15 protein-coding genes are annotated in these 20,119 nt (G+C 58.9%); 12 read left to right on the forward strand and 3 right to left on the reverse strand.

The window, feature by feature from the left end; translation table 11 throughout:
• The first annotated feature begins 7 nt into the window (after positions 1-7).
• Complete coding sequence (locus ACR0KW_RS17690) at positions 8-1,174, forward strand: adenylate/guanylate cyclase domain-containing protein (protein ID WP_480806188.1); 1,167 nt, start codon at positions 8-10, stop codon at positions 1,172-1,174.
• A 32-nt stretch (positions 1,175-1,206) separates the two neighbouring features.
• Here ACR0KW_RS17690 and ACR0KW_RS17695 read toward each other — a convergent pair whose 3' ends face one another.
• Positions 1,207-1,983: a FadR/GntR family transcriptional regulator gene (locus ACR0KW_RS17695; protein WP_170326601.1), complete on the reverse strand. Its 777-nt coding sequence runs from the start codon at positions 1,981-1,983 to the stop codon at positions 1,207-1,209.
• Positions 1,984-2,317: 334 nt separating this feature from the next.
• Between ACR0KW_RS17695 and ACR0KW_RS17700 the strand changes: the two genes are divergently transcribed.
• The 4 genes from ACR0KW_RS17700 to dld all read left to right on the forward strand — a co-directional run bounded on the left by ACR0KW_RS17700 (position 2,318) and on the right by dld (position 8,425).
• Positions 2,318-3,367 (forward strand): TRAP transporter substrate-binding protein, encoded by a 1,050-nt coding sequence (locus tag ACR0KW_RS17700; RefSeq protein ID WP_480806189.1) that lies wholly within the window; start codon positions 2,318-2,320, stop codon positions 3,365-3,367.
• 117 nt (positions 3,368-3,484) lie between these two features.
• Entirely contained in the window at positions 3,485-5,548 is a 2,064-nt protein-coding gene (locus ACR0KW_RS17705) for a TRAP transporter large permease subunit (protein ID WP_480806190.1), read from the forward strand.
• 12 nt (positions 5,549-5,560) lie between these two features.
• Positions 5,561-6,712 carry an alpha-hydroxy acid oxidase gene (locus ACR0KW_RS17710; protein ID WP_480806191.1) on the forward strand — a complete coding sequence of 384 codons (1,152 nt, stop codon included), beginning with the start codon at positions 5,561-5,563 and terminating at the stop codon, positions 6,710-6,712.
• Positions 6,713-6,730: 18 nt separating this feature from the next.
• Positions 6,731-8,425 carry a D-lactate dehydrogenase gene (dld, locus tag ACR0KW_RS17715; RefSeq protein WP_480806192.1) on the forward strand — a complete coding sequence of 565 codons (1,695 nt, stop codon included), beginning with the start codon at positions 6,731-6,733 and terminating at the stop codon, positions 8,423-8,425.
• 42 nt (positions 8,426-8,467) lie between these two features.
• Here the strand turns inward: dld and ACR0KW_RS17720 are convergent, their stop codons facing one another.
• Together ACR0KW_RS17720 and ACR0KW_RS17725 are read right to left on the reverse strand one after the other, a co-directional pair.
• The gene (locus ACR0KW_RS17720) at positions 8,468-9,136 is read right to left on the reverse strand and encodes a cupin domain-containing protein (protein ID WP_480806193.1); all 669 of its coding nucleotides are present in this window, start codon (positions 9,134-9,136) and stop codon (positions 8,468-8,470) included.
• 127 nt (positions 9,137-9,263) lie between these two features.
• On the reverse strand, positions 9,264-10,151 hold the full coding sequence (locus ACR0KW_RS17725; protein ID WP_480806194.1) for a LysR family transcriptional regulator: 888 nt from the start codon (positions 10,149-10,151) through the stop codon (positions 9,264-9,266).
• A 126-nt stretch (positions 10,152-10,277) separates the two neighbouring features.
• Here ACR0KW_RS17725 and ACR0KW_RS17730 point away from each other — a divergent pair, with 126 nt between their 5' ends.
• The 7 genes from ACR0KW_RS17730 (at position 10,278) to ACR0KW_RS17760 (ending at position 20,019) form a co-directional block, all read left to right on the forward strand.
• Positions 10,278-10,901: a glutathione S-transferase family protein gene (locus tag ACR0KW_RS17730; RefSeq protein ID WP_480806195.1), complete on the forward strand. Its 624-nt coding sequence runs from the start codon at positions 10,278-10,280 to the stop codon at positions 10,899-10,901.
• Positions 10,902-10,961: 60 nt separating this feature from the next.
• Positions 10,962-13,016: an FAD-binding oxidoreductase gene (locus ACR0KW_RS17735; protein WP_480806196.1), complete on the forward strand. Its 2,055-nt coding sequence runs from the start codon at positions 10,962-10,964 to the stop codon at positions 13,014-13,016.
• An 87-nt stretch (positions 13,017-13,103) separates the two neighbouring features.
• The gene (gene cysK / locus ACR0KW_RS17740) at positions 13,104-14,183 is read left to right on the forward strand and encodes a cysteine synthase A (protein WP_480806197.1); all 1,080 of its coding nucleotides are present in this window, start codon (positions 13,104-13,106) and stop codon (positions 14,181-14,183) included.
• Between the two features lie 98 nt (positions 14,184-14,281).
• On the forward strand, positions 14,282-16,588 hold the full coding sequence (locus ACR0KW_RS17745) for a fatty acid cis/trans isomerase (protein WP_480806198.1): 2,307 nt from the start codon (positions 14,282-14,284) through the stop codon (positions 16,586-16,588).
• 91 nt (positions 16,589-16,679) lie between these two features.
• A complete protein-coding gene (trhA, locus tag ACR0KW_RS17750; protein ID WP_480806199.1) occupies positions 16,680-17,348 on the forward strand; it encodes a PAQR family membrane homeostasis protein TrhA in 669 nt (222 codons plus the stop codon).
• Positions 17,349-17,554: 206 nt separating this feature from the next.
• Positions 17,555-18,955 carry a DUF4856 domain-containing protein gene (locus ACR0KW_RS17755; RefSeq protein ID WP_480806200.1) on the forward strand — a complete coding sequence of 467 codons (1,401 nt, stop codon included), beginning with the start codon at positions 17,555-17,557 and terminating at the stop codon, positions 18,953-18,955.
• Between the two features lie 62 nt (positions 18,956-19,017).
• Positions 19,018-20,019 carry a sterol desaturase family protein gene (locus tag ACR0KW_RS17760; RefSeq protein WP_480806201.1) on the forward strand — a complete coding sequence of 334 codons (1,002 nt, stop codon included), beginning with the start codon at positions 19,018-19,020 and terminating at the stop codon, positions 20,017-20,019.
• The last annotated feature ends 100 nt before the right edge of the window (positions 20,020-20,119 follow it).

The following is a 20,119-nucleotide window of genomic DNA, read 5'->3' on the forward strand; positions in this document are numbered from 1 at the left end:
GTAACCCATGCAGAATGTCGCGCAGCTGAACGCGTGGTTGGTTTCGGACGGAAGGATGTTGGGTGATGAAACCCAGATCATCTCACGCTATTGCCACGCCTTGACGGAACTGGGCGTGCCCTTGTCCAGGGTTCGGATCGGGCAAAGCTATGCCAACCCTTTAATCAGCGCTTGGGGGATGATCTGGACGCCGGACGGGGCGCGGAAATACACCGTGCCCGCAGGGGTTTTGGCCACAAGCTCGTGGCAAGGCAGCCCGTTTCAACATGTTGTCGATACCAGAACCTGCCTGCGTAAGCGGATTATGGATCTGGACCTGACGGTGCAGCACGAGGTTTATGCCGAGCTTGCCGAGGGTGGCGTCACCGATTTCTTCGCCATACCGCTGGAATACGGTGACGGTTCGGTTCAGGGTTCAAGTTTCTGCACGGGTGATGCAGGTGGCTTCACCGATGCGCATTTGGCCGCGATCGAATCCACACGCCATGCGCTGGCGGCGGCTCTGGAGCCGATTGCGATGCGGGAAAGCCAGCAAAGTCTGCTGCGGACCTATCTGGGCGACGGACCCGCACGAGAAATCGGCAACCGCCATTTCAAACGTGGGGAACACAGAGCGGTGTCGGCCGCTATTCTGTTCGCCGACCTTCGGGGGTTCACGGCGAAATCGGAAACCTGGCCCGAGACCGAACTGCTGGCCATGATGGGGGATTACTTTGAAATGGTCGTCACTCCGATTCACCAGCAGGGTGGCGACGTCTTGAAATTCATGGGCGACGGCGTTCTTGCGATTTTCGAGGCCAGCGACGACGCTCAGACCGCCTGCGCGGCAGCGGTGAAGGCGGCAACACAGTCGCTGGACAATTTGCGGGATTACAATGCTGCGGCTGGCCGCAGGGGCGAGGACGCGATCGAGTTTGTCATCGGTATCGACTATGGCGCTGTGACTTTTGGCAATATCGGCAGCCCCGATCGTCTGGATTTCACCGTTGTCGGCCCGGCCGTCAACATTGCCAGCCGCGTGCAGGGTTTGTGCAAAGAACTGGGCGAGTCCCTTCTGGTGTCATCAAACGTGGCAGGACATGTCCGGCCGTTGGTCCAGACAATCGGAGAACATCAGGTCAAAGGGTTGGGGCAGGAGATCGAGATATTCCGAGTCATTCCGCAACCCGGATGATGATCAGAAACGGTCCCGCACACGTATGGCCGTTACTGCCCTGACAGCATCCTGCGTTTTTCGGCCATTGCCTCTCGGCGATTGCGTTCGATCCCCAATCTGAAGGACGCTTCGACAAAATCGATATGGTCTGTTGCGGCTTTTGCGGCGCGCGCCTCATCTCCGTCGATAACGGCCTTGCCCAGTTCCAGATGCTGGGCCAGCAATTTCTCTCCGGTGCCGTCAATCGTTTTCAGAAAATCGCGGTTATAGAAAACACCCTTGCGCGTGAGTTCGTAGATCGAAGCCATCATGTGGATCAGGGTCGCATTCTGGCTGGCATCCACGATTGCGGAATGCAGCGCAAAATCCGCTTCTTGCGAGGCCTTGGTGTCTTTTGCCTGCCAGGCCCGTTCATTCTCGGTCAGAATGTCTGCGATCCGCTCTTTATCCGCCTTGGTCGCACGTCGAGCCGCAAGGCGGGCGGCAAAGGCCTCTTGTTCGCGCCGGTATTCGAGATAATCAAAAAAGGCGGGTTCGTGCCGTTCGTACAATGCCAGCAGCGCGGGCATCATTGCCTGCCCGGTCAGCGCAGCCACAAACGTGCCCTCACCATGTTGCGTGGTGACCAGACCGCGCTCTTCCAGAACCGCCAGAGCCTCGCGCAGTTTTGGCCGCGATACCCGCAGCATCTCGGCAAGATCCCGTTCCGACGGAAGTTTGCGGCCCTGTTTCAGGATGCCGGACGCGATCAGATCCTCGATCTGGGCAACAACGGCTTCGGCCAGCGATTCGTGTCCGACCGGTTCAAAAATTGCCGTGGGGCTCATGGCGCTGCGCCTCCGCTAAGTGTCAGATTAGGAGTTATTGGTAAATAAATATAACCATGTCAGGCGAAAATTCAAGCGACCGTATTGGACGGAAAAATTGGGCACAGCCTTATGTATTCGAACGATTAATGGGCAAATCCCAAAGCTTGAAGTCGTAGAAATGTTCCGGAATAACGCAAATTTTGCGCAGACGTGGACGAGGGTGGTTTGACCAGTGGTAAATTAAATTGTTGACTGGTCTAGACTGGTAAAGTTAATTTACCACCGGAGAGGCGCTGGAAGAGCCTGCGCCACTGATTGGGGTAGACGCCCTGACCAACCTGGAGGAGATTTTATGAAAAAGACCCTGACGAGCCTCGCCGTGGCCGCCAGCCTGCTGGCCGCGCCCGCGGTTGCCGCTGACAAGCTGCTGCTGAAAACCCCGATCGCATTCTCGACCGAACTGCCGGGCCTGGGTTCGCCGATCCCGCGCGTGGCCGATCAGCTGGACCTGATGTCGGGCGGCACGCTGAAGATGAAAGTCTACGAGCCGGGCAAACTGGTTCCCCCGTTCGAGATTCTGGACGCCGTTTCCACCGGCAAGATCAATTCAGGCTACACCACTGCCGGTTACTGGGCGGGTAAAATCCCGGCCGCGCCGCTGTTCTCGGCCGTTCCGTTCGGCCCCGAGGCCGGCGAATACATGGCATGGATGTATTACGGCAACGGCCTGACACTGTATCAGGAGATGTATGATCAGGCGGGCTACAACGTCAAAGTTCTGCCTTGTGCCATCATCGCCCCCGAAACCTCGGGCTGGTTCGCAACCGAGATCAACTCGCCCGAAGACCTGAACGGTCTGAAGATGCGCTTCTTTGGTCTGGGCGGCAAAGTGATGCAGAAACTGGGCGTTGCAACCTCGCTGCTGCCGGGTGGTGAAATCTTCCCCGCGCTGGAAAAAGGCGCGATCGACGCGACCGAGTTCTCGATGCCTGCCATCGACGCGCGTCTGGGCTTCCACAAGCTGGTGAAATTCAACTACTTCCCCGGCTGGCACCAGCAAGCGACCGTGTTCGAACTGCTGATCAACAAGGACGTCTGGAACGAAGCCACCGATCAGCACAAAGCGATCATCGAAAACGCCTGTAAGGCCTCGATGGCGGACAGCTTTGCCGAAGGCGAAGCCATTCAGCACGCGGCTCTGATCGACAACGTTGAAAACAACGGTGTCACCATCAAGCAGTGGTCGCCCGAGATGCTGGATACGTTCCGTGCAACCTGGGAAGAGGTTGCTGCTGAAGAAGCCGCCAATGACGCCTTCTTCGCACAGGTTCTGGCCGACATGACCGAGTTTCGGGACGGCTACGACCTCTGGAAAACGAACGCTTTCCTCCCTCGTCAGTAATCTCCCTCACTGACGATGCCGGGGCGGCTTTGACCGCCGCTCCGGCCCTTATCCTTACTACTCGGAATTTCTAACCAATCACTGCCCGCACTCCGGGCTGCTGTGCGAGGAATGACCATGGCCAGCCAAAAGAACTTCAATGATCCGGTCGAAGCCTATGAAGGCATCCTGGAGCACCCCGAGACAGACCGTCAGAAGATTGCTGTCGCCATCGACTCTGGCGTAAAGGCCGTCGGCCATGTGGTCATGTGGGCAAACGTGCTGCTGATGGGCGCGATTTTCGCTCAGGTCTCGCTGCGCTACCTGTTCAGCCAGAACTATCCCAAGCTGGATGAAATCCAGTGGCATTTCTACGGCATCGTCACGATGATCGGCATTTCCTATGCCTTGATCACGGACAGCCATGTGCGCGTTGACGTGCTGCATATGCAGCTGTCGCGCCGCGCGCAGCGGGTTATCGAAGTGATCGGTATCCTGACCCTGCTGACCCCGTTCATCTATCTGATGGTGGATCAGGGATATGACTATTTCTACGAAAGTTTCCGCGTCAACGAACGGTCGGACAGCCCCACCGGCCTGCCTGCACGCTGGGCCTTCAAGGCAGTCATTCCGATCAGCTTCGTCCTGCTGGCACTGGCTGCGCTGGCGCGGTTGATCCACGACGGGCACGCGTTGCTGTACGGACCGGAATCCGAACGCGAAGGCGCACCGCTGCGCCGCATCCTGCTGGTGCTGGCCGTATTTGCCGCCGTCTGCGTCGGCCTGACTTTCCTGGTTGAAACGACCGAGGAAAAGCTGGTCATCGCGATGTTCCTTACCTTCATCGCGCTGCTGTTCACCGGTTACCCGGTGGCTTGGGTTCTGGCCGGTGTAGGTGTGGCCTATTGCGGTCTGGCCTATCTGTTCGACAACGACCTGATGCTGTGGACGGGGCTTGAGAGCACCTTTACTGGCCTCGACTACCTGACCCTTGGCGCCGTGGTGAACCGGGTCTATGCGACCATGTCCAACGCGGTTCTGGTCGCCCTGCCGATGTTCATCTTCATGGGTCTGATGCTGGACGAATCCGGTGTGGCCGAACGTCTGATGTCCTCGATGCAGCGCCTGTTCGGTACCGTTCGCGGCGGTCTGGCGATCACCGTGACCCTGATCGGGATCATTCTGGCGGCCTCGACCGGCATCATCGGTGCATCCGTGGTGCTGCTGGGTGTACTGTCGCTGCCCTCGATGATGCAGCAGAAGTACCAGCCGACGTTGGCTGCCGGCGTGGTTTCGGCCTCGGGCACGCTGGGCATTCTGATCCCGCCGTCGATCATGCTGGTGATCATGGCCGACCAGATGGCCCTGTCTGTGGGTGACCTGTTCATGGCTGCGGTCTTCCCCGGAGTGATCATCGGTGGCCTCTACCTGACCTACATCTTCATCCTCGCACTGGTGAAACGCGACGCGGCCCCCGTGCCCGAAGGTGCCACGGCCCCCGACTGGGCTGCGGTCAAGGATGTGCTGATCGCGGTCATCCCGACCCTGATGCTGATCCTTGCGGTTTTGGGTTCGATCTTTGCCGGTCTGACCACGCCGACCGAAGCCTCGGGCATCGGCGCGCTAGGTGCGACCCTGCTGGCCTTGGGCTATCGCAAGCTGACCTTCAAGAAACTGTGGAACGTGCTGGTGTCGACCTTCAACACCACCGCTTACATCTTCGCGATCTTCCTGGGGGCGACCGTGTTCTCGTATGTCCTGCGGGAACTGGGTGGGGACGAGTTGATCGAACACGTGGTGCAATCCACCGGCTTCGGCGCCAACGGCACGATCCTGTTCATCCTGTTCATCGTCTTCCTGCTGGGCTTCGTTCTGGACTGGATCGAGATCACGTTGATCGTACTGCCGCTGATGCGCCCCATCGTGAACGGCCTTGGCATCGACATTCCAGGCTTTGGCGTTCTGGATGAACCGGCGCTGGTGTGGTTCGTGATCCTGGTCGCGGTGACGCTGCAAACCAGCTTCCTGACACCGCCGGTGGGCTTCGCCCTGTTCTATCTGAAAGGCGTCTGCCCGCCCGAGATCAAGCTGATGCACATCTACAAGGGCATCATCCCCTTCGTACTGTTGCAGCTGACTGGTCTGGCGCTGGTCTTCCTGTGGCCGACCCTCGCCACCTGGCTGCCTTCAGTCGCTTACTAAGGAGCTGCCCCAATGCGTCTGAACCAATGCCATAACTTCCACGACTTCCGGCAGCTGGCCAAACAGCGGCTGCCGGGGCCGATCTTCAACTACATCGACGGCGGTGCGGATGATGAGGTGACATATCGGGAAAACACCAATGCGTTCGACCGATGTGATCTGTTGCCCTCGGTCCTGCGCGGGGTGTCGGATGTGGATATGTCGGTCACGGTGATGGGGCAAAAGCTGGATATGCCGGTCTATTGCTCGCCCACCGCCTTGCAGCGCCTGTTCCACCATCAGGGCGAACGCGCCGTTGCGGCGGCGGCCGAGAAATACGGCACCATGTTCGGCGTATCTTCGTTGGGCACCGTATCGCTGGAGGAGCTGCGGCAGAAACATAAGAACCCGCAGGTCTATCAGTTTTACTTCCATAAGGATCGTGGCCTGAACGCCGCAATGATGCAGCGTGCCAAAGAGGCGGGCGTCGAGGTCATGATGCTGACCGTCGACAGCATCACCGGCGGCAACCGCGAGCGTGATCTGCGCACCGGCTTCTCGATCCCGTTCCGGTTGACGCTGGGCGGCATGATCCAGTTCGCAATCAAGCCGATGTGGGGGATCAACTACGTCACCCACGAGAAATTCCGCTTGCCGCAATTGGAACAGCATGTGGATATGGGCGGTGGTGCCAGCTCGATCGGTGGGTATTTCACCGATATGCTGGACCCGTCGATGAATTGGGATGACGTGGCGCAGATGGTGCGGGACTGGGATGGTCAGTTCTGCCTCAAGGGCATCATGACCGTCGAAGATGCCAAGCGCGCGGCTGAGATTGGCTGCACCGGCATTATCCTGTCGAACCACGGTGGACGCCAGTTGGACGGCTCTCGCACGCCCTTCGATCAATTGTCCGAGATCGTGGACGCGGTCGGCGACAAGCTGGACGTGATGATGGATAGCGGTATCCAGCGCGGCACCCATGTCCTGAAAGCGCTGTCGCTTGGTGCCAAGGCTGTCGGTGTCGGGCGGCACTATCTGTATCCGCTGGCCGCCGCAGGGCAGGCCGGTGTCGAGCGTGCTCTGGGTTTGATGCGGGCCGAGATCGAGCGTGACATGAAACTGATGGGCGTCACCAGCGTCGACCAGCTGAGCCGTGAGAATATTCGGTTCCGCGCCGCATAAACCACTACGGGGGCTGCCGTGACCAATGATGAGCTGATCAAACATTTCCGTTCAATCGTTGGGTCGCGTCATGTCCTGACCGGAGAACGCGCGACAGAGCGGTTTCGTCGCGGGTTCCGCTCGGGCGAGGGCGAGGCGCTTTGTGTCCTCCAGCCCGGCAGCCTGCTGGAACAGTGGAAAGTGCTGCAAGCCTGCGTTGCGGCCGATAAGATCGTCATCATGCAGGCTGCAAATACCGGTCTGACCGAGGGCTCGACCCCGTCGGGCAGCTATGACCGCGACGTGGTTCTGATCAACACCCGCCGGATGGATACTCTGGTACCGTTGAACAATGGCGAGCAGATCGTCAGTTTTCCCGGCGCCACGCTGTTTGCGCTGGAAAAGATGCTGGCCCCGCTGGGGCGCGAGCCGCATTCGGTGATCGGGTCCTCGTGCATCGGCGCCTCGATTGTGGGCGGCGTGTGCAACAACTCGGGCGGGTCGCTGGTCGAACGTGGGCCGGTCTATACCGAACTGTCGGTCTATGCGCAGATCACCGAGGCAGGTGAGCTGGAACTGGTGAACCATTTGGGCATCGATCTGGGCAACACGCCCGAAGAAATCCTCTCCAGTCTGGACGCCGGAAAATTCGACCGCAATCCGGGAGCCACGAATAAACGCGCCTCGGCCAGTGATTACGCGCTGATCGTGCGGGACGTGGACGCCGAAACGCCGGCGCGGTTCAATGCGGACAAAGCCAAGCTTTTCGAATCCGCCGGATCTGCGGGCAAGATGGCCGTGTTCGCCGTGCGGTTGGATACCTTCCCCAAGAACCAGGCCGAGAAGGTGTTCTATATCGGCAGCAACAGCCCGGATGATCTGGCCGCATTGCGCCGTCATATTCTGTCCGATTTCAAATCCCTGCCGGTCTCTGCCGAATACATGCAGCGCGAGGTGTTCGACATCACGGCAAAATACGGCAAAGACACGGTTGTGATGATCGATAAGCTGGGCACTGACCGGCTGCCGATGTTCTTTGCCATGAAGGGCGCGGTTGATGCGCGGCTGCGGCGCATTCCGTTCCTGCGGAATTTCACCGACCGGTTCATGCAGGCGGCAGTCTCGGTCTGGCCACGGGTTCTGCCGAAGAGGATGATCGCGTTCCGCAACCGCTACGAACACCACCTTATCCTGAAAATGAAGGATGACGGTATTGCCGAGGCCAGTGACTGGCTACCCGAATTCCTGAAAGATCGCGACGCGGATTTCTTTGAATGCACCGCGCGCGAAGCCAAGATCGCAGGTCTGCACCGCTTTGCCGCTGCCGGAGCCGCCGTGCGGTATATGGCGATCCATGCGAATGAGGTTGAAGACATCATCGCTTTGGACGTTGCACTGCGCCGCAATGATCAGGACTGGCTTGAGAAACTGCCACCCGAGATCGAGAACCAACTGGTTCACAAGCTCTATTACGGCCATTTCATGTGCCACGTGATGCATCAGGACTACGTGGTCAGGAAAGGTGCCGACCCAAAGGCGTTGAAGGCCGCAATGCTAGCGCTGTTTGATCAGCGCGGTGCGGAATACCCGGCCGAGCACAATGTCGGACACCTCTACAAAGCCAAGCCCGATCTGGCGGCGCATTACAAGTGTTGTGATCCGACCAACTCATTCAACCCGGGCATTGGCAAGATGTCCAAGGCGCGCAACTACGGCGAGGACACCGCCGTCTAATCGATTTTGCGGCAGGCGCTGACCCAAACAAGCAGGCAAGGATCAGACTTGTGGGGCCCGGGCATAGGGAAGATGTCCTGTTTTCATCCAGACCTTGGCGCCGTCTGGGCCGGCAGTGGCGGACAAGGCTTGGTCTTCGGGCAGACGCAGCCAGTCGTTTTTGTTCAGAACGTCTCCGCCGGTTTTGATCGATCCGTCTATGATCAGGGCCTCGATCCCGCCAGATGCGCCGGATGCGAGGGTCGCGCCCGCGTCGAGGTGGCTATAGGTGACCACTTCGCGGTCGTCCTTGTGCAGGGTCGCGGTGGCGACGCCGTTTATCGGCGCGGACAGCTCATCCGCCATGGTTTTTCGGAACTGCGTACGATCATCCATGTCGAACTGCCAGAGCTTGACGAAGATGGTGCAACCGGGTTCTGATCCCGGCGTATGCTGCGATGTCGGCGGGTTGCGCACATAGGTCCCAGCGGGGAAATCGCCGTGTTCGTCCTGAAACACGCCATCCAGCACAATGAACTCCTCACCACCCGTATGGGTGTGCGCCGAGAATTTGCTGCCCGGTGCATAGCGCACGATGGTAGTTGCGCGTGCAACCTCACCCCCAATCCGGTCCAACATGCGCCGGTCTACACCTTTCATGGGCGAGGCCTGCCACTCTAGCTGATCAGAGTGAACAACGACGCGGGAAGAGAAGTCCGAGTTGAGTTCCATGAGGCGGGTTCCTTTCGACCTAAGGGGCTGCGATCTGCGCGCCTTTTTTTTACACCACATTTGAAGATGGGGCGGACGTTTGAGGATTTCCACCTTGCGAAATCGACAGAGGCGCTGAGATGCACTCTCAGGTCCCGCGCAACTGTGCTGCCAGATAGTCGATCAACGCTCGTATCCGCGCGGTCAGATGGCGGTTTTGCGGGTAGGCTGCATAAAGGCCGACGGAAACCGCCTCCTGCGGCTCAAAAATCAGTTGCAGCTGTCCCGCGTCCAGAAACGGCTGCGCGGTGTAAAGGGGAATGCGCCCGATCCCCAACCCGTCAGCTGCCATATGGGCCACGGCGCGTGGCGAGTTGGCTCGGAAATTGCCGGAAACCGGAACCGAGTATTCTCCGTCCAGTCCCTTGAAGGTCCAGTGATCGGCGGTGTTACCGGTGGTCTGCAACAAGCAGTTGTGAGAGGCCAGCTCTGCGGGGTCTTTTGGGGTTCCAAACTCCGCCAGATATTCCGGCGACACACAACATACGATCCGCATGTTCATGAGCTTGCGCGCCACGAGGTTCGAGTCTTTCAGGACGCCGAACCGAATGGCCAGGTCATAACCTTCCTCGACCATCGGGACATGATGGTCAGACAGGTGCAGCTCGATCGAAACCTTGGGATGCTCGGTCTGAAACGGTTTCAGCAGGTGGATCAGTTCCGCAGAGCCGAACCCGGTTGGCGCGGTGATCCGGATGCGGCCCGCCAGCTCGGTCTGGCGTTGCTGAACCAGCCCCTCAAGCTCATCGAACTGCTCCAGCAGGGGCAGACAGCGCTCGTAATAGGCACGTCCGGTGTCGGTCAGGGTGACGCTGCGGGTGGTGCGGTTGAACAGCTGGGCGTTCAGGCGGTCTTCGAGCTGGCTGACATATTTGCTGGCCAGCTTGGTACTGATGCCAACCTGCCGCGCGCCTTCGGTGAAGGAAAAATGCGCTGCCACGGCCACAAAGGCCCTCATGCCCAGAATAGTATCCATTATCTACGCTGTGTTCATAGTAAGTCACCAAATGGATATATTATCGCCTGCTGAAATTCAAACTAAGTCTGGTGCTCAGATGCTGATCCTCAGCCGAACCCTACCAATCAGAGAAAGACCCAACAGATGTCCAACGCTATCCGAATTCACAGTTTCCCACTGTCCGGCCATGCCCACCGCGCAGTTCTGATTGCCAGCCTTGCCGGTATCAAACATGACGTCATCGACGTTGATCTGGCCGGGGGCGAACACAAAGGCGGCGCATTTCTGGCGCTGAATCCTGTGGGACAGGTGCCGGTGCTGGAAGATGGTGATGTGGTCGTCAGCGACAGCAACGCCATCCTGGTTTATCTGGCCCGGAAATATGCTCCGTCCTACCTGCCGACAGATCCGGTGCTTGAGGCTGAGGTGCAGAAATTCCTGACCCTCGCCGCGGGCGAGATCGCCTTTGGTCCCGCCGCTGCGCGGCTGATCACCGTGTTCAACGCGCCGCTTGACGTGGAGTTCACCCATGCCACCGCCGCCAAGGTTCTGGGCAAGCTGGACGCACACCTTGAGGGGTGCGACTGGCTGGTCGGCGCCGCGCCCACCATCGCGGATGTGGCGATCTACAGCTACACCGCGCACGCGCCCGAAGGCGGTGTTTCGCTGGAGCCTTACGCAAATGTGCGCCGCCTGCTGGGCAATATTGAGGCGCTGGACGGCTTTGTTCCCATGCCCAGCACGGCGGTCGGTCTGAACGCCGCTTGACTCCAACCCTGTCCGGTTGCGCATTTGCGCAACCGGCCCCTTCGACACATGAGGTCCGCCATGAATGTTCCTGTCACCGTCGAAAAATCCCCTTTTCATGCAGGCGAACACGCCATGCAGGCCCGTGTGGGGAAGCGGGAAAAGGTCGAGAAAATGGGCCGGGACTTTATCCGCCCTTACATGCTCGACCAGCATCGGGAGTTCTTTGGCAAGCTGCCTTTCATCGTTCTGGGCAGCGTGGATTCCGACGGGTGGCCCTGGGCGTCAATGATCTCGGGCAGACCGGGGTTTGTCGGCTCGCCCAGTGACCGGCAGATGGACGTCGCTATCCGACCGCTGCAGGACGACCCACTGGGTGCTGCCTTGAAAATCGGCGCGCCTGTCGGCGTCGTGGGCATCGAACTGTCCACGCGTCGCCGCAACCGAATGAATGCAACCGTTCGCCATGTCGACGAGGATGGCTTTTCACTGGATGTTGTGCAGTCCTTTGGAAACTGCCCGCAATATATTCAAACCCATGATGTGACCTTTGTCCGCGAGCCCGAGGCTGATGTTGTACGCCCCCGCGGCGACCGGTTCTCTGAACTGGACGCGCAGGCCCGGGAAATGATTGCGACTGTCAATTCCTTTTACGTCGCCAGTTCTGTGAATACGGCTGAACACACAGGTGTAGACGTTTCACACAGGGGCGGGCGTTCGGGTTTCGTCAAGGTTGATGGCAACAGCCTTCTGGTCCCTGACTTTGCCGGCAACAACTTTTTCAACACGCTGGGCAATTTCCTTTTGAACCCCCGGGCAGGCCTGTTGTTTCCGGACTACCGGACCGGTGATCTGTTGATGCTGACCGGAACGGTAGAGGTTCTGGACGAAGACCATCCCGAAATCGCTGCGTTCCAAGGCGCAAACCGTGGCTGGCTGTTTCATCTGCGTCATGGGCTGCGCATCCATGACGCCTTGCCGTTTCGGGCCGAATTTCTGGAATTCTCGCCCAACAATTTGATGGGTGATGACTGGAAAACGGTTGAGGCCCGACAAAAGGCGGAAATGCAACGTAACCAGTGGCGCACCCTGCGGGTCGCCTCGGTGCGCGATGAAAGCGAAGTGATCCGGTCCTTTACCTTTGTGCCGACGGACGCGTTGCCCTTGCTGCCGTTCGAGGCGGGTCAATTTCTGACGCTACGTGTGCAGCCCGAAGGCGGGACGCCGGTGACGCGGACCTACACGGTATCCTCGGCACCGGGGGAGTCCAGTTACAGGATTTCGGTCAAGCGTGAGGCCGGCGGGGCGGTGTCGAACCATCTGCATGACACGCTTTCGGTCGGAGATCTTATTGAGGTTCAGGCCCCCAAGGGCCAGTTCTTCCTGAACCCGGTCGAGACCCGCCCCGCCGTTCTGTTCGCCGGAGGGGTCGGCATCACACCGATGATCTCGATGGTTCGCCACGTCCTGAACGAAGGCCTGCGCACGCGTCATACCCGCAGGCTGACCGTTTTCCACGCGGCGCAAACCGTGGCGCAGCGGGCCTTCCATGCGGATTTGCGTAGGGCCGAAGTTTCTGGCGACGGTAAGATCCGTTATGTCTCGATTATCTCGCGGCCCGAACAGGATGCGCGCGTGGGTGTGGATTTTGATGCCACGGGCTATATCACGCCCGCTCTGATCCGAGACACGCTGCCCTTGGATGACTATGATTTCTTCCTGTGCGGCCCACCGTCCTTCATGCAGGCCATCTACGACATGCTGCGCGAGCTGGGCGTACGGGATGATCGGATATTTGCTGAAAGCTTCGGCCCCGCCGCTCTGAAACGGCAATCCGATGGCGCCAAGCCCAAACCAAAGCCCGAGGCCGCAGTGGCGCAGGTCACATTTGAGGCCAGCAGTCGCAAGGCGCAGTGGGAACAAGGTGGACCGACCCTGTTGGAAACGGCCGAGGCGCAGGGGTTGGAACCGCCCTTCTCCTGCCGCTCGGGCTCATGCGGCAGCTGCCTGACGCGCAAAGTCGCCGGTAAAGTCACCTATCGTACCGAACCATCGGCAGATCATTCCGAAGACGAGGTTCTGATCTGCTGTGCCGTACCCGCCGCAGGGACAGACGAGGTGATACTGGATTTGTAGCACGGCCTGGCAGAAAGGGTTCGAGACATTGGCGCGGACGCAGGTTAGAAAGATAAGATTGCACCTGTGATCTTGTGAGGATTTCCGATGACCAACCCAAAACTCAGAACCACCTCGGGCAATGGCCGCATCTATGACAGCGTACTCGACACGATCGGCAACACGCCCACGATCCGTATCAACAATCTGGGGCCCGAAGGCGTCAACCTGTTCGTGAAGTTCGAGGCGTTCAACCCGGCCGGGTCGGTCAAGGATCGCCTTGCTGTCAATATCATCGAGGCCGCCGAGCGCAGCGGGGCCTTGAAACCCGGGCAAACCGTGGTCGAGGCGACCAGCGGCAATACTGGTATCGGTCTGGCCATGGTCTGCGCGCAAAAGGGTTACCCTCTGGTCGTCACAATGGCCGAGAGCTTTTCTACTGAACGCCGCCAGCTGATGCGGATGCTGGGGGCCAAGGTCGTGCTGACACCCAAGGAAGAAAAAGGCTTTGGTATGTACCGCAAAGCCGCCGAACTGGCCGAAAAGCATGGCTGGTTCCTGGCGCGCCAGTTTGAAACACCGGCTAATGCCGAAATTCACGCCGCCACGACCGCACGGGAAATTCTGGGCGATTTCAACGGGGAACCGCTGGATTACTTTGTGACTGGCTATGGGACCGGCGGCACGATCACTGGTGTCTCGCGTGTTCTGCGCGCCGAGTGGCCGGATACGAAAATCATCCTGTCCGAGCCTGCCAACGCGCAGCTGGTGGGCAGTGGCATTGCGACCGAGCGGGGCAAGGATAACGATCCCGTCGCCAGCCACCCGGCGTTTGAGCCGCATGTGATTCAGGGTTGGACGCCGGATTTCATCCCCTCGGTTCTTCAGGAATCCATCGACAAAAAATACTTCGATCAATTGATCCCAGTGCCTGGTCCGACAGGTGTTGAATGGGCCCAGAAACTGGCCAGCCAAGAGGGGATTCTGACCGGTATTTCCGGCGGTGCGACCTTTGCCGTGGCCATGGAAATCGCCGAACAGGCTGAACCCGGCGCATCTGTGCTGTGCATGCTGCCCGACACGGGCGAGCGGTATCTGAGCACACCTTTGTTCGGCGACATTTCGGTGGATATGACAGACGAGGAAGCCGAAATCTCGCAATCGACGCCCGGTTACCACGTCAGCTGACGCCGGGTCGCCTGACTGTGCCCGGACGCGTTCCTTGCCTAAAGCCCCCCGTAACTGCAATGATATTGGCAGGTTACGGGGAGTGATAGGGGGTGCAGATGCACAAAACCCGACTGTTTCTGCAGGCCGCGATCCTGCTGTCTCTGCTTTGCGTCTTCCCGCTCGTGGCTTGGGCGCAGACCCAGACTTGGGCCGAGGTGAAGCCGATCATGGATCGCCGCTGCGTTGTGTGCCACAGCTGTTATGACGCGCCGTGCCAGTTGAAACTGACGTCCCCGATGGGCGTCTTGCGCGGGGCCAGCAAGGAGGCCGTCTATCACACCGAGCGTTTGACCGATGCCCAGCCCACCCGGCTGGGGATCGATGCGCAGACTGTCCCGGAATGGCGAGGGCTGGGGTTTCATTCCGTTCTTCGCGGGCAGGATGCGAGCCTGCTTGAGCGGTATCTTGAATTGGGCCGTCAGAACCCGATGGTGACCGACGCTCCCCTGCCTGCTGAGCTTGGTCTGGCAATCGATCGCCCTCTGGTCTGCCCGACATCGGATGAGTTTGACGCGTTCAGCACGGCGCACCCGCTTGCGGGTATGCCTTATGGCACGGCACCGCTTGCCGAGGCCGAGTTTCAGACGCTGATGGGCTGGGCGCGCAACGGTGCGGATATGCCTTCCGCAGCGCCCGACATTCCCGACGCTATCCTGGCCCAGATCGCGGATTGGGAGGCGTTTCTGAACGCCACCGACCTCCGTAGCCAATTGATGAGCCGGTATCTGTACGAGCATCTGTTTCTGGCCCGGCTTCATTTCCAGGATGACGATCCTAGGCAGTTCTTCCAACTGGTGCGCTCGACCACGCCGCCGGGGGCTGAGATTGACGTAATCGCCACCCGTCGGCCGTTCGACGATCCGGGTGCGGCGCCGTTTTACTATCGGTTGCAACTGGTCACGGAAACGATCGTGCACAAGGAACATCTGGTCTATGCGCTTGGGCCGGACCGCATGGCGCGCTACCAACAGCTGTTTCTTGACCCCGATTGGACGCTGGCGGACCTGCCTCCGTTTGGGGACGCGGAAGGCGGCAATCCCTTCAGCACCTTCATGCAAATGCCCGCGCGCAGCCGTTATCAGTTCCTGCTGGATGATGCGCTGTTCTTTGTCCGCAGTTTCATCCGCGGCCCCGTTTGTCATGGAGAGACCGCCGTTGACGTGATCGAAGATCGGTTCTGGGTCAGTTTCCTTGACCCGGATGCGGATTTGTCGGTCACTGACCCCAGCTATCTGCAGGAGGGGGCCGCCTTTCTGGAATTGCCCGTGTCCGAGGCCGATGCCGGTGTGCTCGGCACATTGCAGGGGTTTTCGCACAAGAACCAGGTCAAGTATCTCGAGTTTCGGGACGCGCGATACCGGACCGCTCCGGTGTATCAGGCGGGGTTCGATTACAATTCGATCTGGGATGGCGACGGCACCAACACAAACGCCCTGATCACGGTGCTCCGGCATTTCGACAATGCGTCGGCCATGACCGGGTTTCACGGCGGTATCCCCGAAACCTCCTGGGTCATCGATTTTCCGATCTTCGAGCGCATCTACTATGACCTCGTTGCGGGCTACGACGTGTTTGGACGGGTTGAGCATCAGCTGTCCACGCGGCTTTACATGGATGAGTTGCGGATGGAGAGCGAGGATACCTTTCTGGCCTTCATGCCAAGGGACGTCCGGCCCCAGATACACAAACATTGGTATCAGGGCGTTCTGGCCGAATTGCACACCTATTGGCACCGCCGCCGCGTCGATGACAATTTCCCCACCGGCATTTCTTTCCAGACAGACCAACCAAAACAGGAATTCCTTCTGACCTTGTTGAACCGTGGCAACGGGTTGTGGCCAGTGACGGACCCAATCAACAGATGCGCGTCTGAGGCGTGCCAATCGGGTCAGCCAGCTGACGTGCTGCGTGATCTGGCCGATCAAACCGGCGAGTGGGTGAAATACCTGCCCGATCTGTCGGTTCTGGCGGTCGAACAAGACGGTGGAGAGACGGCGCTGTTCACCCTTGTGCACGACAAGGCGCATTATAACGTCGCTTTCCTGTTCGATGAAGAAGCGCGCCGGGACCCGGCGGCGGATGTTCTGACGATCCTTCCGGGGTTGATCGGCAGCTATCCGAATTTCTACTTTCACATCCGGCAGGATCAGTTGGCGCCTTTTGTCATGGTGCTGAAGAGCGCTCGGTCGCAAAGCGACTACATGGCTGCTGTAGAGCAATTCGGCGTGCGTCGGACCAGCCCTGAATTCTGGCCCTTGAGTGACCGGATTCACGATCTGTTTCAAAAACAGAAACCTATTCAGGCGGGCATTTTCGATCTGAACCGATACAAGGACCCGAAGCCAGGGGATGACCCCACTTAGGCGCTGCGCATTTGTTGGTCTGACACAAAGCTTGATCGACCGTGAGGGGCGTCAACTTGCCCGAAATCCCCTTGGTGCCTAAGTTAAACCTATGTGGTCCTTTGCAGATATCCGTCCTGCCTATAGCCGTGCCGAGCGTGTGAGCGACGGAGTTGTGCACATTCTGGGCGTCACGCTGGCCCTTGTTGCGGTCCCGGTGCTGATCGCGATCACCGCTTTTCACAGGTCCGAACCCGAGGCCATTCTGGGGGTCTCGGTCTATGGCGTCACGCTGTTGCTGATGCTGACATTTTCCGCGCTCTACAACATGATCGAAAGTGACAAGTGGTCCGAATTGCTGCGCCGTCTGGATCACTCGGGCATCTATGTGAAAATCGCTGGCACCTATACGCCGTTCCTTCTGCTCTCGGGCGGGCAGGGGCCGGGGCTTTTGATTGGGTTGTGGTCTTCGGCAACGCTGGGCTCGGTTTTGAAGTTGATTGATCCGGTCCGGTTTCGCTGGTTCGGGCTTGTCCTCTACCTGATGATGGGCTGGGCTGTTGTCTGGGCTGGCCCCTCCATGCTGAACGAACTGCCAACGGTGGTTGTTTGGCTGATGATCGCGGGCGGCGTGGTCTATACTCTCGGTGTTGTCTTTTATCTTCTGGAACACCTGCCCTTTCACAACACCATTTGGCACGTGTTTGTTCTGACCGGCACGGTCCTGTTCTTCATCGCAATCTCCGCCCGGATTCTGCTGGCGCCACACCCGGTTGCCTGACGGATTTCGGGGTAGGTATCTTCCCCGCACTCATGATCTGGCGCGAAGCCGTGGGTGTTTTCCCCTGACATAGGCCGCAAGGATTTCTTTCTGAGATTAGGGTCAAGAAATGAACACTTGGGGGGTTGACTTGCCTCGGTAGTAATCAACTAAAAGGGTCGGGAAAAATACCCGATAAAAAAAGTCGGACAGAACAAGGACTCCCCATGCTCAAACCCACGCTCAAATTCACTTCGGCGCTTGTTGCTGCGGCCCTGATCAGCGGTGCGGCCCTGGCCGATCAGGCCTATGGCCCGTTTCCGGTCACCGTTAAAGGCTATGAAGGCGACAAGACCAATTCGGTTTCGTATTCCGGTCAGATCGCGCGCCACGTGTTGCATGACAGCCTGAAAAAAGCGGCTGCCAAAGGCGATGGCGGCAACAACGCGGCCCAGGTCGAGGCGCTGATGCTGGCCTATTTCAACGGGTCGGAAGACGATCTGGAAATCATTGCACCCGCGTCGAAAGATGGCTTTCCGGTCAAGCAAGCGACCGTGAATGAAGTATCCAAGGGCAAGAACATCTCGGGCAAGTTCTACAACGGTGCCATGACCGCGTGGCCAGGCAACCAGTCGGGCGTCGACGTTGCGCTGCAGATGATCAAGATGGCTGCCGCATCCGAGCAGGGCTATGACCCGGTAAACGGCATGGACTGGGCGCAACTGATCTCGAAATTCACGCTGGGCGCGATGGCGTATAACCAGGCGGTAGACAACTATCTGGACGAAAAGCTGGACGCCGGCACCAAGCCCAACGACCAGCCTTATAAAGAAGGCGTCTACTATACCGGCAAAGAGCATGTCTGGGATGAAGCGTTCGGCTATTTCGGTGCCGCGGCGCATTCGGCCGGCCTGTCGCCCGAACAGATTTATGCCGTGGCCAAGCAGAAAGACCTGGCCGCTGCCGACGCCAATGGTGACGGTGTGGTTGATCTGAAAACCGAGATGGTCTTTGGCCCGGCTTACTATGCCGCCGGTGCCGACAAGGGTGGCAACCAGAACACCCAATACATGGCGACCATCTTCAACGCTTTCCGCGATGGCCGCGCGCTGATCGCCTCGGCCAATGGTGAAAAGCTGACCGACGCGCAGCGCGCCGAACTGAAAGCCTATGCCGATGTCATCGAAACCAACTGGGAGAAAACGCTGGCCGAGGCCACGTTCAAGTATGCCGGTTCGGTCTACAAGGATATCGACAAGCTGAAATCGGGCGAGGACAGCGACAAGGCCCTGCGCAACTACGTCAAACATTGGGGTGAGCTGAAGGGCTTCTCGATGGCGTTGCAGTCGGGCAAGAACAACCTGGGCGCAACTGCGATCGACCTGAACTGGATGATCGGCTTCAGCCCGGCGATGCCCGACGGCAAGATGGTCTCGGATATCGATGCCGACGGTAACTTTGTTCGCGAGCGCGAGATGACGCTGGATGACTATCAGGTCAACATGTTGAAAGTGCAAAAACTGCTGATCGACAAGTTCGGCATCGAAAGCCGCGCCAATGACGCAACCGCCGATCTGGCCGCGCTGGCCGAAAAGCTGGGCGCCACCGAGGCTGCCGAAACCGACTAAGGATCATCTGATCCTGTTCCGGCGGCCTCAGGGTCGCCGGGCTTTCCATCGAAAGAGACCCCTTGGAATTTCTCGATCACATAGGCGCGGTATTTGCCGATTTTTCGAACCCCAAGAAGCGCGTCTTCGTGGGGTATTTGTTTTTGACCGTTCTGCTGGCGCTGGTGTGGCTGGTGGCGGTGCGGCGGTCCTCGATCCGTGCGGCGTTGCGAGAGGTGTTTGATCGTACGATCCTGTTCTCACCATCAGCGCGGGCGGACTACAAGATCTTCTTGATCAACCGGGTTTTTACCCTGTTCATCTCGCCGCTGCTGGTGTCGCAGTTGGCAATCGCAACCGCGCTGTTTTACGCGTTGCACGACGTCGATTTCCTGCAGCGCGGCCTGTTCGCGGACACGCCTAAAGCTGTGATTGTCGCGCTCTTCACCGGGGTGATCTTTCTGGTGGACGACTTCACCAAATACCTCGTGCATCGCTGGATGCACCGTTGGCCGATGCTGTGGGCAATCCACAAGGTTCACCACTCGGCCGAGACGATGACTCCGATCACCGTTTATCGCGTACACCCGCTAGAGGGCGTTCTGTACGGTCTGCGCGCGGCGGTCGCACAGGGCACGGTGATGGCGGTGTTTCTGTTCTTCTTCGGCAGCGCAGTCGATCTGTACACCGTGCTGGGCGTCAATGTCCTGTCGTTCATTTTTCACGTGACGGGTTCGAACCTGCGGCACTCGCATGTTTCGATCCGCTATTGGCGCTGGCTGGAGCACATCCTGATCTCTCCGGCGCAGCATCAGGTGCATCATTCGATTGCGCGCGAACATCATGACAAGAACTTTGGCGTTGCCTTCGCTTTCTGGGATTGGCTGTTCGGGTCGCTGCACCTGTCCGAGCGGGACAGCAAGCTGACCTTCGGGTTGAAACCGTCCGAGGCCCATGCCTCGAACCTGCTTGATATCTATTTCCGCCCCTTTAGGGACATCGCGAGTGTTTTGCAGCGGCGGGTTGGGAAGGTACGCGCTGGACTGCAAAGCCGGTCGAAACAAGAGCGCGATCCCATAGCGTAACCCCTCAAACAGCTTTGGTTCGCCGGGCGGTTCCGCGCCGACCGGACAGTTAGCAGTTGAAATTTTCCGGTTTATCGATATTAGAAACTGCAGGCATGGA

The sequence above is a fragment of the Ruegeria sp. CG11 genome, assembly GCF_056537245.1.